This is a genomic window from Bradyrhizobium sp. WYCCWR 13022, assembly GCF_030435535.1.
Classification (GTDB): Bacteria; Pseudomonadota; Alphaproteobacteria; order Rhizobiales; family Xanthobacteraceae; genus Bradyrhizobium.
Genome location: NZ_JAUIZJ010000025.1, coordinates 214,270 through 228,292 on the forward strand (window position 1 = coordinate 214,270; position 14,023 = coordinate 228,292).

Genomic DNA, 14,023 nt, shown 5'->3' on the forward strand with positions numbered 1-14,023 from the left:
GGCGAACCCGAGAACCGTCATGCCCGGGCTTGTCCCGGGCATCCACGTTCTTGGCGCTGGCAGAAGCAAGACGTGGGTGGGCAGGGACACGCCCGGTCACGACGGTGCAGAACTTTTCCCGCCGGATAACCCGTTGAAATAACAGCGAAACACTCTTGCGACCCCTTGATCGTGCGTTCTCCGTCGCCATCTGCTAGGGAAGAGAGCACGCGCCGGCCTTGAACCGGCGACGTCTGGAGAAAACCATGTTCATTCAAACCGAAGCCACCCCCAATCCCGCCACGCTGAAATTCATTCCGGGCCGCGTCGTGTCCGACGGCAGCCCGATGGAATTTTCGAGCCGCGAAGCCGCCGGCCGTTCGCCGCTCGCCGAAAAGCTGTTCGACGTGCCCGGCGTCACCGGCGTGTTCTATGGATCGGACTTCATCACCGTGACCAAGGCGAACGGTGAATGGCAGCAGCTCAAGCCCGCGATCCTGGGCGCCATCATGGAGCACTACATGTCCGGCGCGCCGCTGCTCGCCGACGGCGCGCTCACGAGCGATATGGATCTCGACGACGAGGACGAGTTCTTCGACGAGGCCGATGCCGAGACGGTCGACATGATCAAGGATCTGATCGAAACGCGCGTGCGGCCGGCGGTCGCCAATGACGGCGGCGACATCACCTTCCGCGGCTTCAAGGACGGGATCGTCTATCTCAACATGAAAGGCGCCTGCTCCGGCTGCCCGTCGTCGACCGCCACGCTTCAGCACGGCATTCAGAATTTGCTGAAGCACTTCGTGCCCGACGTGGTCGAAGTCCGGCCGATGTAGCCGCGGTGCGCGAATGGCGAGCAGCGAATGGCGAATGAAACCGTTATCGGCTAGACTATTCGCGGTTCACCACTCGCCATTCGCTTTTTCATGTTGATCCTTGCCATCGATACCGCGCTGGAGGCGTGCGCGGCCGCCGTTCTCGACACCGACGCCGGTGAGCTCCTTGCGCAGGAGCAGTTGTTCATGAAGCGCGGCCATGCCGAAGCGCTGATGCCGATGATCGCACGCGTGATGCAATCGGCCGATCTCGCCTTCACGGCACTCGACCGCATCGCCGTTACAGTCGGCCCCGGCAGCTTCACCGGCTTGCGCGTCGGCATTTCGGCGGCCCGCGGACTTGCGCTCGCGGCCAAGCGACCGGCCGTCGGCCTCACTACTCTCTCGGCCTATGCGGCCGCCATCGTCGGCCAGAGTGGGCCAGACCCGGTGATCTCGGCGATCGATGCGCGGCATGATCACGTCTACTTCCAGATCGTCGGCGGCGACAGCAGCCAGCTGGTGCGGCCGGGCGTCGCGTCGATCGACGAGGCCATCGCAGCCTCGCAATTCGGCGCGCCGCATCTGGTCGGCAATGCCGCCAAAATTCTCGCCGAGCGCTGGCCGAAGGATGGACCGCAACCCATTTCGGTCGACGCGCAGCCGGCGCCCGACATCAGCTGGGTCGCATGGCTCGGTGCCGCGGCCAATCCCGATACCAATCCGGCGCGGCCGTTCTATCTCAAGGCGCCCGATGCGAAGCCGGCTGCGCTGCCTCCGCTCGCACAAGCTGTAAGCTCATGATGAGATGGCTTTCGGAATGGTGGCGCGGCGGCACTGCGGCCGTCGAGCCGGCATCCGCGCGCGACGCGGCGCGGCTGGCGCAGCTTCACGGCCAATCATTCGCGCATGGCTGGGGCGAAGCCGAATTCGAGAGCATGCTCCGCGAGAGTAACACGCTCGTCCACCGCTTGCGCCTGGGGCGCAAGATCATCGGCTTCGCAGTGTCCCGGATCGGAGCGGACGAAGCGGAAATCCTCTCGGTCGCAGTCGACCAGTCCCACCGCGGCCGCGGCCTCTCCCGCGCGCTGCTGATGACCCATCTCGGCCATCTCGCCGGGCGTGGCGTGCGCACGATATTTCTGGAAGTCGAGGAGAACAACCAGCCCGCGCGACGGCTCTATGAGAGGGGCGGATTCGTGGTGGTCGGGCGCCGCGAACGCTACTATAAGCAGGCCAACGGGGAACAATTGAACGCACTTCTGATGCGACGTGACTTGTCGTAACATTGATGGCAGAAAGCGCCCCGTCAGGCGGACCCATGATGACTGGACTCAAACCTTCTTCGGCATCCAAGGCGACCGGCATCGAAGCGCGCTGTGCCGCAACCGGCATGCGCATGACCGAGCAGCGCCGCGTCATCGCGCGCGTGCTTGCGGAAGCCGTCGATCATCCCGATGTCGAGGAATTGTACCGGCGCTGTGTCGCGGTCGACGACAAGATCTCCATCTCGACCGTCTATCGCACCGTCAAGCTGTTCGAGGATGCCGGTATCATCGAACGCCACGATTTCCGCGAGGGCCGCGCGCGCTACGAGACGATGCGCGACAGCCATCACGACCACCTCATCAATCTGCGCGACGGCAAGGTGATCGAGTTCACCTCCGAAGAGATCGAGAAGCTGCAGGCGGAGATCGCCCGCAAGCTCGGCTACAAGCTGGTCGATCACAGGCTCGAGCTCTATTGCGTCCCGCTCGACGACGACAAGCCGGCGTCTTGAGTTTCGTGCCGATAGACCTCATCATCTTCGATTGCGACGGCGTGCTCGTGGACAGCGAGGTGATATCCTGTCGTGCCCATGCGGATGTGCTGACGCGCCACGGTTATCCCATTACATCGGAGCAGGTGTCCGAGCGATTCCTCGGCCGTTCGACCAAACAGGCCAATCTCGAGATCGAAGCCGAGCTCGGCCGCAAGCTGCCCGAGGCCTATCACGGCGATCTCCAGGACGAGCTGTTTCGTGCCTTCGAAGCCGACCTCGAAGCGATCCGCGGCATCCACGATGTGCTCGACGTCGTGACGCAACGCGTCTGTGTTGCCTCGAGCGGCTCGCATTCGCGCATGCAAGTGAGTCTCGGAAGCACGGGACTCTATGAACGCCTCGCGCCGAACATCTTTTCGTCCTCGCAAGTGACGAACGGCAAGCCGGCGCCGGACCTGTTCCTGTTCGCGGCCAGGGAAATGGGTGTCCCTCCCGAGCGCTGTGTCGTGGTCGAGGACAGCCTGGCCGGCGTTGCCGGCGCACGGGCGGCCGGAATGAAGGTGTTCGGCTTTTGCGGTGGCAGTCATTGCGGAACCGGTCATGCCGAGACCCTGCGCCGGGCCGGCGCCGACCTGACCTTCGCCGACATGCATCAATTGCCGGAGCTGGTCCGGCGGGTCGCGGCGGACGCCCTGACGGGCTAGCTAGTCTCTGGCCGTCATTCAGGGGCGATGCGGCGGGACGGCGGAGCGCGGCCCGGAGCATCGAACCCGGAATCTCGTGCCAAAACCTCTGGATTCCGGCTTCGCGCTGGCGCGCGCCCCGGAATGACGTCCGAAAATGCCCCCAATCGCTGGATTTTCGGACCCCCAGCCTATATTTGAAGGCCGTCCTCCACCACACCTCCGGGTTCCATGAAGCCGCCGCGCAAGCTGCACATCAAATCATATGGCTGCCAGATGAACGTCTACGATGCCCAGCGCATGGTGGACACGCTGGCTCCGGAAGGATTCGTGGAGACTAATAAGGCCGAGGACGCCGACCTCGTCATCCTCAACACCTGCCACATCCGAGAAAAGGCCTCCGAGAAGGTCTATTCCGAGCTTGGGCGCCTGCGCGTCGCCAAGGACGAGGCCGCGCGCGAGGGACGCGCCATGCAGATCGCGGTAGCCGGCTGTGTCGCGCAGGCCGAAGGTGGCGAGATCACGCGCCGCGCGCCTGTTGTCGATGTCGTGGTCGGCCCGCAGAGCTATCATCACCTTCCGGAGCTTCTGAAGCGGGCGCGCAACGAAGGCCGCGCGATCGAGACGGAGTTTCCCGCCGCCGACAAGTTCGGCTTCCTGGCTCAGCCCAGGCCCGACGCGATTCGCGCGCGCGGCATTTCCGCGTTCGTCACGGTGCAGGAAGGCTGCGACAAGTTTTGCACCTTCTGCGTCGTGCCGTACACGCGCGGTGCCGAGGTCTCGCGACCCGTCGCGAAGATCGTCGACGACGTCAAGCGGCTCGCCGACAATGGCGTGCGCGAGCTCACGCTGATCGGACAGAACGTCAACGCCTATCATGGCGACGGGCCGGACGGCAAAAGCTGGGGGCTCGGCAAGCTGCTGGAGCGCCTGGCAGAGATTCCCGGTATCGCGCGGCTGCGCTACTCGACCAGCCATCCCCGCGACGTCGATGACAGCTTGATTGCGGCCCATCGCGATCTCGATGCCTTGATGCCGTTCGTGCACCTGCCGGTGCAGTCCGGCTCGGACCGTATTCTCGCGGCCATGAACCGGAAACATACCGCCGATGATTACCGTGAAGTCATCGACCGATTCCGGTCCGCACGCCAAGACATTGCTTTTTCATCAGATTTTATCGTCGGTTTCCCGGGCGAAAGTGAGCAAGATTTTCTCGCCACCCTCGCGCTTGTCACGCAAATCGGCTACGCTGCTGCCTATTCGTTCAAATACTCCGCCCGGCCGGGAACGCCGGCCGCGGATATGCAGGAGACGGTGTCCCCCGCCGAGATGGACCAGCGATTGGAGCGGCTCCAGGACTTGATCGACAGCCAGCAATCGGCCTTCAACAAGGCTGCGATTGGCTCAACGGTCGACGTGCTGTTCGAACGTCCGGCCCGCAAGGACGGCCAGATCGTCGGGCGCACCGCTTTCCTGCAGCCTGCGCATGTGATGGCTTCCCCCGACATCATCGGACAGATCCTGCCGGTCAGGATCGACAGCCTCGAGCGCTACAGCTTCCTCGGCGAGCTCGCCGCGCCACGCGATGCGCGCGAATCCGCTTTATCATCCATCGCCACTGGAGCCTGAACCCTTGCCAAAAAGCGCATCGGATTCGTCTTCTATCGCTCCCAGCCGCAAATTTGACCGCGACATGCAAGTTCCACCCGAGACCCAGGTCGTCATCGACTTCGACGACAACCGCGCCGCATCCGCGCTGGTCGGCCCCTATGGCCAGAACCTGGCGCAGATCGAGCGCCGTCTCGGCGTCGTCGTGGACTCCAAGGGCAACCACATCACCATCGGCGGCACGCGCGACGGCTGCGACGCCGCGCGCCGCGTGCTGGAGACACTCTACGCGCACGCCGTGAAGGGACAGGATGTCGACCAGGGCGAAGTCGAAGGCGCGATCCGCGCCGTGATCGCGCAAGGGTCGCTGTTCGAGTTCGACGCCAAGTCGGCGAAGACCACCTTCGACAGCATCAACTTGCGCAAGCGCCCGGTGCGCGCGCGCACGGCTGCCCAGGACTCCTACATCCGCGCGCTGAAGCGGCACGAGCTGGTGTTCGGCATCGGCCCGGCCGGCACCGGCAAGACCTGGCTCGCGGTCGCGCATGCGGCGCAATTGTTCGAGCGCAAGGAAGTCGACAAGATCATCCTGTCGCGTCCCGCCGTGGAAGCCGGCGAGCGGCTCGGCTTCCTGCCCGGCGATCTCCGCGAGAAGGTCGATCCTTATCTGCGTCCGATCTACGACGCGCTCTATGACCTCATGGACGCGCGCATCGTCGAGCGCGCGCTGCAGACCGGAGAGATCGAGATCGCGCCGCTCGCCTTCATGCGCGGCCGCACGCTGACCAACGCCGCGATCATCCTCGACGAAGCGCAGAACACGACGTCGATGCAGATGAAGATGTTCCTGACCCGCCTCGGCGAGAACAGTCGCATGATCGTCACGGGCGACCCCTCTCAAATCGATTTGCCGAACGGCCAGACCTCGGGTCTCGCCGAAGCGACCCGTCTGCTCGATGGCGTCGACGGCATTGCGCAAGTTCATTTCAAAGCCGAGGACGTGATCCGCCACGAGCTCGTGGCACGAATCGTCGCTGCCTATGAAGGGTCGCCGCAGCGGCCGCCCGCCGGCAACAAATCCTGACGAGACAACAACCGGACCAAGCGGGCGCGGATACGGCGCCCCATCGTTCCGAACAAAGCCATGTCACATCCCAACCTTCCCATCACCGAAGTCCTCGTCGTCGCCGATTGCTGGCAGAGCGAGCCCGACGCCGAAACCGTGATCCAGCGCGCCGTCGCCGCTGCCGCCGAATCCGTCGACGAAGACGTCGCGGATGCAGAAGTGGCCGTGATGCTGACTGACGATGCCGGCATCCGCACGCTCAACAGCAATTGGCGCGGCATGGACAAGCCGACCAACGTGCTGTCGTTTCCGGCGCTCCAGCCCGAAGGCGAATGGAAGCCGGGCGATGCGCCGCGCATGCTCGGCGACATCGCGATCGCCTTCGAGACCATGCGGCGCGAGGCGGACGAGGAACACAAGCCGTTCGATCACCATTTGAGCCATCTCGCCGTGCATGGTTTCCTGCACCTGATCGGCTACGATCACGAGAACGACGGCGACGCCGAAGAAATGGAAGCGCTCGAAACCGAGATCCTGGCCCACCTCGGTATCCCCAATCCGTATGCGGACCGAGCTGGAACGCACTGAAATGCCGGATTCAGAGCCCGTTCACGACAATCCGCGCAACACGGCCAATCTGCCGGCCGTGGTCGCGCCTGGCGAGGTCATGCGCCCGACGGCGGAAGGCTGGCTGCTGCGCGCCATCCGCACGCTGTTCGGCTGGAAGGCCGGATCGGTGCGCGACGATCTCCAGGTCGTGCTCGACGCGACGACGCCGGACGACACCGGCTTTTCCGCGGTCGAGCGCACCATGCTGCGCAACATCCTCGGCCTCCACGAGCGTCGCATCGCCGACGTCATGGTGCATCGCGCCGACATCATCGCCGTGAAGCGCGACATCCCGCTCGGCGAATTGATGGACCGTTTCGAGAGCGCCGGCCACTCGCGCCTGGTCGTCTACAACGAGACGCTCGACGATCCCGTCGGCATCGTCCACATCCGCGACCTGCTCGCCTTCATGACCGCGCGCGCGCGGGTGTCGGAGGCCACCAAGACCAAGCGCAAGAAGCCGCTGCCGGCCGGGCTCGATTTGAAGGCCGTGGACCTCGCGCTGCCGCTCCAGGACGCGCGCATCATCCGCAAGCTGCTCTATGTGCCGCCGTCGATGCGGGCGATCGACCTGCTGGCGCAGATGCAGGCCACGCGCATTCACCTGGCGCTGGTCGTCGACGAATATGGCGGCAGCGACGGGCTGGTTTCGCTCGAGGACATCGTCGAGCAGATCGTCGGCGAGATCGACGACGAGCATGACAGCGACGAGCCGCCGTCGATCGTGCGGCTGCCCGACAATGCCTTCATTGCGGACGCCCGCGCCAGCCTCGACGACGTCCGCACCGTGATCGGCGAAGACTTTGTCACCGGCGAGGCCGGCGAGGAAGTGGAGACGCTGGGCGGCTATCTCGTCAGCTTCGTCGGCCGGCTGCCGGTGCGCGGCGAGGTGATCTCGGGCCCCGGCAATTACGAGGTCGAGGTGCTCGATGCCGATCCGCGCCGCGTCAAGCGGCTGCGCATTTCGACGCGAAAGGAACGCCCTGCCCCGCGCACCCAGCGCGAGAGAAGCCGCCGCGAGACCGCGCCCGAGAGCGGCCAGCCGCCTTCCGGCGAGACGCCGCCCCCGCCGCCTGCCGACGGGACCGGTCCGCAGTGACCGCGTTCCAGCGATTTCGACAGATTGCACTCGCCATCATCCTGACCTGGGGATGGAAGCGCGCGCTGCTGGCGATGGCCTGTGGCGCACTCTCGGTGCTGGCGCTGGCGCCGTTCAACATCTTTCCGGTGCTGTTCATCACCTTCCCCGTGCTGGTCTGGCTGATCGACGGCGCCGGTGCAGGACGACATGGTGGCGTCCCCGCCGCGGCGCTGACCGGCTTCTGGTTCGGTCTCGGCTATTTCGTCCCCGGCCTCTACTGGATCGGCATCGCCTTCTTCGTCGACGCCGACGTGTTCGCCTGGCTGACGCCGTTCGCCGTGCTGGGCCTTCCGGCCTATCTCTCGATCTTCACCGCCATCGGCTTCGCGCTGGCCCGCCTGCTCTGGACCAAGGATGCCACCCGCATTCTCGCGCTCGCAGCAAGCCTCACCGTCAGCGAATGGCTGCGCGGGCACGTGCTCACGGGCTTTCCCTGGAATGCGTTCGGCTATGCGCTGTCGGAGCCGCTGGCGCTGGCGCAGGCGTCATCCCTCGTCGGCGAGTGGGGCATGACGTTCCTCGCGGTTGCGATCTTCGCAAGCCCGGCGGTGCTGATCGACCGCACGCGCGATCGGAGCCTCGCATGGCGCGTGCCGGCCGCGGCGCTCGCGCTGCTGGTCGTGATGGGCGTCTTCGGCGCCATCCGCCTGTCGCTGCATCCGACCACGATGGTCGCCGGCACCAAGCTGCGCCTGATGCAACCGGACCTGCAGCAGGACGCCAAGTTCAACTACTCCGCCAAGGCGGAGGTGATGAAGAAATATCTGGCGCTGTCGGACCGTGCATCCGGTCCCCAATCGACCGGCGTGCGCGACGCCACGATCCTGATCTGGCCGGAATCCGCTTTTCCGTTCTTCCTGACCCGCGAAGCCGACGCGATGGCGCAAATCGCCGAGCTGCTGCCCAAGGGCACGGTGCTGATCACCGGATCGGTGCGCGCCCCCGATCTGCCGCCGGGCAAGCCTATCACTCGCGCCTACAATTCGATCTACGTGATCGACCACGACGGCAGCGTGCTTGCGGTCTACGACAAGCTGCACCTGGTTCCGTTCGGCGAATATCTTCCGTTCCAGGACACGATGGAGAAGCTCGGCTTCGAGCAGCTGACACGGGTCCGCGGCGGCTTCATTGCCGGCACGGTGCGGCACGTGCTGCCGCTGCCGGGTGCACCGCCGGCGCTGCCGTTGATCTGCTACGAGGCGATCTTCCCCGGCGAAGTCGGCACGCGTGACGAGCGTCCGGGTTGGATGGTGAACCTCACCAATGACGGCTGGTTCGGCATCTCGACCGGTCCGTACCAGCATCTGGAGCAGGCGCGGATGCGCGCCATCGAGCTCGGATTGCCGCTGGTCCGTTCGGCCAATACCGGCATCTCGGCGGTGATCGATCCGGTGGGACGCACGGTGGCCAGCCTCGGCCTCGGCATCGAAGGCATTTTGGATGCAAACCTGCCCACCGCAATTCCGCCCACCGTCTATGCGAGAGTCGGTGACATCCCCGCAGCCATGCTCGTCGCGCTGGCTGTGATATTGGCGGTGCGACGCCGTGTTGCCAAACGGCACCCCTGATCGCGCGGTCGCTGGCCATTTCCGACGAGGCGGCCGGAATCCTCTGACAATCGTAGTCCGACGGTTGACAGACCGCACACGGGCTCCCCATTCTGCGCCGGCTGCGCAAGACAGCGGTGCATTGCTAAATTTCTCCGCAATGTTTCCCCAATCAGAGTGAAGTTTTGACGTCGCCGTCACCCGAGGCAATACTTTCGATTGCGCCGACGGTGGTGTTTGGAGGGCTGAGGAAATGTCGAAAGCGCCCAACCCTGTTGACAAATATGTCGGCAGTCGCGTGCGTATGCGCCGCATCATGTTGGGTATGAGCCAGGAAAAGCTCGGTGAAGCTTTGGGCCTGACATTCCAGCAAATCCAGAAGTACGAGAAAGGCACGAACCGCGTTGGCGCCAGCCGAATCCAGCAGATTGCCGAGATTCTGCAGGTGCCGGTATCGTTCCTGTTCGAGGGCGGACCGAGCGGCGTAGCCGGACCGAACGGCTTCGCGGAAGGTGCGTCGCCCTCTTATGTCTCCGACTTCCTCGCCACATCAGAAGGGCTCGCGCTGACCAAGGCGTTCACCCGAATCACCGATTCGAAGCTGCGCCGTTCGATCGTCGATCTCGTCGAGCAGATCGCCGCCCGCGAAGGCCCGGACAAGCGCTGACGCGCGATTTCTTTCCGATTTGAGACTGCGCCAATTGTGGCCTATGTCGTCATTTGCGGGCACGCTCCATGCTGCTTCCGCTGAGATCATACGATACGAAGGCACAGATACGGTCATGGCGAGCTCCAATTCGTTCGATTCCCAAACTATCCTTGCTGGTATCCGCCGCTGGGTGGAGATCGAGACGCCGACGGAAGTGCCCGAGCAGGTCAACAAACTGACCTCGATGGTTGCCGATCATTATCGCGATCTGCCCGTCACGCTCGAACGCGTGGCCGGCGCCGATGGCTGCGGCGATCATCTCGTGGTGCGGTCGAGCTGGGGCCAGGACCAACCCGGTATCCTGGTGCTCAGCCATCTCGACACCGTTCACCCCATGGGGTTCATCGCGCGCCTGCCGTTCAAGGTCGAAGGCGACAGCGCGTTCGGTCCCGGCATCTACGACATGAAGGGCGGTGCCTACATCGCCTATCACGCCTTTCGCGAGCTTTGCGCTGCACCCACCCGTCCACCGCTCGGCATCACCCATTTGTTCACCTCCGACGAGGAGATCGGCAGCCCGACCTCGCGCGCGCTGATCGAAGCGGAAGGACGCAAGGCCAAATACGTGCTGGTGACGGAGCCTGCGCGCGACGGTGGCAAGATCGTCACCGGGCGCAAGGGCGTCGGGCGCTTCAAGGTTTTCATCAAGGGCGTGCCCGCGCATGCCGGCTCGCGCCCCGAAGACGGCCGCAGTGCCGTGCGCGAGCTCGCCAACGTCATCCAGACGCTGGAAGCGATGAACGATCTGAAGCGCGGCGTCACCGTCAATGTCGGCGTGGTACGCGGCGGCACACGCCCCAACGTCACACCGGAAGAAGCCTATGCCGAAGTCGATCTGCGCGTGCCTGGTGTCGACGATGCGGAAGAGTTCGTCGGCAAGATTCTTGGACTGACGTCGAAAACCGACGGCGTGACCGTGACCGTCACCGGCGAGCTCAACCGTCCGCCCTATGAGAAGGGCAATGCCGGCGCCTCGCTGTATCAGCACGCGAAGTCGCTCGCTGCCGAACTTGGTTTCGAACTGGTCGACACCCACACCGGCGGCGGCTCGGACGGCAATTTCACCGCGCCGCACACCGGCACGCTCGACGGGCTCGGCGTCGACGGCAAGGGCGCGCACACGCACTATGAGCAGCTCTACGTCTCCTCGCTCGAGCCGCGCGCAAGGCTGCTTCATCGCCTGTACCAGACGCTGCGATGAGCGAACGCAAATCAGATCCCGATCGCGCGGACGGCGAGCGGGCCTTCTTCGGACGGCGCAAGGGCCACAAGCTCAGGCAGCACCAGGCCGAACTGGTCGATCACCTGCTGCCGCATCTGTCGCTCGACATCACGGCGGACCGTCCGGCGAACGCCGCCGGGATCTTCGATCCCGCGGCCGAAGATGTGCGGCTCGAGATCGGCTTCGGCGGAGGCGAGCATCTCGCCGCGGAAGCGCAGACCTTTCCGATGACCGGCTTCATCGGCTGCGAGCCCTATGTCAACGGCATGGCCAAGATCCTCGCGCAGATCGAGGCCGCCAACATCGCCAACATCCGCCTGTTCGCAGGCGATGCGGCCGAGCTGCTGGCGTGGCTGCCCGATGCCTCGCTGTCGCGGATCGATCTGATCCATCCCGACCCATGGCCGAAACGCCGGCACTGGAAGCGGCGCTTCGTCCAGGACCGGACGGTCGCTGCGATGGCGCGCGTACTCGAGGCCGGCGGGGAGTTCCGCTTCGTCTGCGACATCGACGATTACTGCGCCTGGACACTGTCGCATCTTGCGCGCTCGCCTGATTTTCAGTGGCTCGCCGAACGCGCCGATGATTTTCGCCAGCCATGGGCGGACTACACCATGACGCGCTATGGACGGAAGGCGGCGCGCGAAGGGCGCAAGGCAGCCTACCTGCGATTTCGCAGAAGCTAGATCGTCCGCCGGCTACGCCAGAAATTCACGACGCGATCGGCCGTCGCCGGCATCAGGCGCGTGAAATTCATCCGCGCCGATTCAAGATCGGCATCGGCCGGCGTGCGATGTGGCCCGTACCACATCAGGACCAGCGCGCGCACAGTGGGCCAGCCGAGATTCAGAACGCGGCCTAGCACCAGGATCGGATCGTAGCGGTCGCCCGAGATCAGGCGATCGAGGATTGGAAGCCTGACGCCTGACATCGCCGAGAGCGTGGCGACCGATTCCTCGTATTTGTGCGCCTTGGCAAAACCGAGCAGCGCGCTCTCGCCGAGATGTCCACCGCGATGCAGGCCGAGCACCGTGCGTTGCGCGTCCGAGAAATCGCGTCGCGGACCCGCCGGCCGCGCAGCTTCCTCGATCGCGGCCATGGCCCGCTTGATCTCGACCTGACGCACCGGATTGACCACCGTGAAAAGGCGACGGCGTATGACGTCGAGCGTGCCGTTGAGAAGTTCCTTGAGATGATCGCCCGAGAGATCCTCGCGCTGGCCGATCTTGAGCGTCAGCACGCCATCCCGGCTCGCGCGCTTGATCAGCTCCGAATAGCCACCCGGCGAAAACATCGCGCCGGCATTGCCGGCGGCGCGGCGCACCACGTCGCGATCGCCGCGCTCGACCAGCACGTCGGTGATCTCGGTCGACAGCGTCGGCCGCTCCGTCATCGCCAGCAAATGGCCCTGACCTTTCAGCCGGGCGATCTCGACGAGAGCGGCTTCATCGAGCACGGGCGAGCGGCGCAGCACCGGGCCCGCCACCAGGATCTCGTTTTCACGGGCAAGCTGGCCGACCAGATGAGGCGGCGCATTGTCCAGCCGCGAGAAGCGCTCGGCGAGATCGACGCGCGAGGCAAGCTCCGCATGCGGGACGAGATCGATCAGGAGATTGTCGAAGAGATCGATGAGCTCGGGACGGAGTCTCGAAGCGTCCTGAAAGAACAGCGCGGCAATGGCGCTCGCGATCTCGCCACGACGCCGGGGATCACCGCGCTTGACGATATCGTCCAGTCCTGGAATGAGCGACGTGGCAACGGTCATGAAACGCAACTCGAATCTGGCACGCCGTGGGCGCGCCATAGGTCAAGCCGCCCCACAGGCGTGAAATTTAGGCCCGGTTTGTGAAGGAAGCGTTGCTCCCCGGGCGCCGCCCGAGGGGCAAAAAGCCCGCATCCGCCTGCGATGGGCCTTGTCCGGGCGGCCGGAAAGGGCTATATCACCGCCAATTCATCTTCTCATACGATCCGCGTAGTGAGAGTGGGCCCGAAAGGACCCGCTCTTTTTTATTACCTGAACGCGGCTTGGCGGAAGATGCGTCCCGACAGGCTGTCGGGAAAGTTCCGAAGCGGGCTTTGACCTCTTAGCCAAGCGTTAACCATCGAGCGCCTTGACCCCTGATATGACCGAACCGACCACTGGTTCCACCGATGCCGAGTTGCTGGCCGAGCCGAGGCTCGTGGTCGAGCCGGGCGTCGCGGCACGGGTGTCTGCGGTCGCAGCTCCGGTGCTCGAAGGCATGGGCTACCGCCTGGTGCGGATCCGCATCTCGGGCGAGGCCGGCTGCACCGTCCAGATCATGGCCGAGCGGCCGGACGGCTCGATGCAGCTCGAGGACTGCGAGGCGATCTCGCGGGCGCTGTCGCCCGTGCTCGACGTCGCCGACCCCATCGACCGCGCCTATCGGCTGGAAATCTCCTCGCCGGGGATCGACCGCCCGCTGGTGCGCCGCTCCGATTTCGAGCGCTATTCCGGCCATCTGGTGAAGGTCGAAATGGCGGTCGCCCATGAGGGGCGCAAGCGATTCCGCGGCACGCTCGGCGCCGTCGAGGGCGACCGCGTGCATCTGCATCGCGACGACGTCAAGGCGGGCGACAATCCCGACGTGCTGCTGACGATGGAAGACATCGGCGAGGCGCGGCTGGTGCTGACCGATGAGCTGATCGCCGAATCCATGCGCCGCGGCAAGGCCGAAGAGCGCCAGATGCGCCGCGATCTCGGCATCGAGCCGCCGCAGGCACCGCACGCCGAGATCAGTGCGAAAACCACCAAGAACACCAAGCCGCAAAAGAAAAAGCCGGCACCGACCAATACGAAGAAACATCGCCTTGCCGCCGAACGCGCGCGGCGCGGCGAGATCGAGCCTGACGAAGGAGACTAG

At 64.9% G+C, this 14,023-nt stretch carries 15 protein-coding genes; 14 read left to right on the forward strand and 1 reads right to left on the reverse strand.

Annotated elements, in window-relative coordinates:
* Positions 1-245: 245 nt before the first annotated feature.
* From QY049_RS30865 to trmB, 13 genes are all read left to right on the forward strand, one after another.
* Positions 246-815 (forward strand): NifU family protein, encoded by a 570-nt coding sequence (locus QY049_RS30865; RefSeq protein WP_258764352.1) that lies wholly within the window; start codon positions 246-248, stop codon positions 813-815.
* Between the two features lie 90 nt (positions 816-905).
* Positions 906-1,598 (forward strand): tRNA (adenosine(37)-N6)-threonylcarbamoyltransferase complex dimerization subunit type 1 TsaB, encoded by a 693-nt coding sequence (gene tsaB / locus QY049_RS30870; RefSeq protein ID WP_301270379.1) that lies wholly within the window; start codon positions 906-908, stop codon positions 1,596-1,598.
* A complete protein-coding gene (gene rimI, locus QY049_RS30875; protein ID WP_194478644.1) occupies positions 1,595-2,080 on the forward strand; it encodes a ribosomal protein S18-alanine N-acetyltransferase in 486 nt (161 codons plus the stop codon). Before tsaB ends, rimI begins: the two co-directional genes overlap by 4 nt.
* 38 nt (positions 2,081-2,118) lie before the next feature.
* Positions 2,119-2,574 (forward strand): Fur family transcriptional regulator, encoded by a 456-nt coding sequence (locus QY049_RS30880; RefSeq protein ID WP_128948724.1) that lies wholly within the window; start codon positions 2,119-2,121, stop codon positions 2,572-2,574.
* 5 nt (positions 2,575-2,579) lie between these two features.
* Positions 2,580-3,260, forward strand: a complete 681-nt coding sequence (locus QY049_RS30885; RefSeq protein ID WP_258764353.1) for an HAD family hydrolase — start codon at positions 2,580-2,582, stop codon at positions 3,258-3,260.
* Between the two features lie 210 nt (positions 3,261-3,470).
* Entirely contained in the window at positions 3,471-4,868 is a 1,398-nt protein-coding gene (gene miaB / locus QY049_RS30890; RefSeq protein ID WP_258764354.1) for a tRNA (N6-isopentenyl adenosine(37)-C2)-methylthiotransferase MiaB, read from the forward strand.
* Positions 4,869-4,932: 64 nt separating this feature from the next.
* Positions 4,933-5,931: a PhoH family protein gene (locus QY049_RS30895; protein WP_258764355.1), complete on the forward strand. Its 999-nt coding sequence runs from the start codon at positions 4,933-4,935 to the stop codon at positions 5,929-5,931.
* Positions 5,932-5,991: 60 nt separating this feature from the next.
* The gene (gene ybeY / locus QY049_RS30900; protein ID WP_258764356.1) at positions 5,992-6,501 is read left to right on the forward strand and encodes an rRNA maturation RNase YbeY; all 510 of its coding nucleotides are present in this window, start codon (positions 5,992-5,994) and stop codon (positions 6,499-6,501) included.
* A gap of 1 nt (position 6,502) precedes the next feature.
* Positions 6,503-7,621 (forward strand): hemolysin family protein, encoded by a 1,119-nt coding sequence (locus QY049_RS30905; RefSeq protein ID WP_258764357.1) that lies wholly within the window; start codon positions 6,503-6,505, stop codon positions 7,619-7,621.
* On the forward strand, positions 7,618-9,231 hold the full coding sequence (gene lnt / locus QY049_RS30910; RefSeq protein WP_258764358.1) for an apolipoprotein N-acyltransferase: 1,614 nt from the start codon (positions 7,618-7,620) through the stop codon (positions 9,229-9,231). The genes QY049_RS30905 and lnt overlap by 4 nt, the downstream gene beginning before the upstream one ends.
* Before the next feature lie 232 nt (positions 9,232-9,463).
* The gene (locus QY049_RS30915) at positions 9,464-9,877 is read left to right on the forward strand and encodes a helix-turn-helix domain-containing protein (RefSeq protein WP_194478651.1); all 414 of its coding nucleotides are present in this window, start codon (positions 9,464-9,466) and stop codon (positions 9,875-9,877) included.
* 115 nt (positions 9,878-9,992) lie between these two features.
* Positions 9,993-11,120, forward strand: coding sequence for a M20 family metallopeptidase (locus tag QY049_RS30920; RefSeq protein ID WP_258764359.1), 1,128 nt, complete (start codon positions 9,993-9,995; stop codon positions 11,118-11,120).
* Positions 11,117-11,827: a tRNA (guanosine(46)-N7)-methyltransferase TrmB gene (trmB, locus tag QY049_RS30925; protein ID WP_258764360.1), complete on the forward strand. Its 711-nt coding sequence runs from the start codon at positions 11,117-11,119 to the stop codon at positions 11,825-11,827. The genes QY049_RS30920 and trmB overlap by 4 nt, the downstream gene beginning before the upstream one ends.
* Here trmB and QY049_RS30930 read toward each other — a convergent pair.
* Positions 11,824-12,906 (reverse strand): DUF2336 domain-containing protein, encoded by a 1,083-nt coding sequence (locus QY049_RS30930; protein ID WP_258764361.1) that lies wholly within the window; start codon positions 12,904-12,906, stop codon positions 11,824-11,826. The two genes, trmB and QY049_RS30930, sit on opposite strands and share 4 nt — an antisense overlap.
* Before the next feature lie 358 nt (positions 12,907-13,264).
* Between QY049_RS30930 and rimP the strand changes: the two genes are divergently transcribed.
* The gene (gene rimP / locus QY049_RS30935; protein WP_194478655.1) at positions 13,265-14,023 is read left to right on the forward strand and encodes a ribosome maturation factor RimP; all 759 of its coding nucleotides are present in this window, start codon (positions 13,265-13,267) and stop codon (positions 14,021-14,023) included.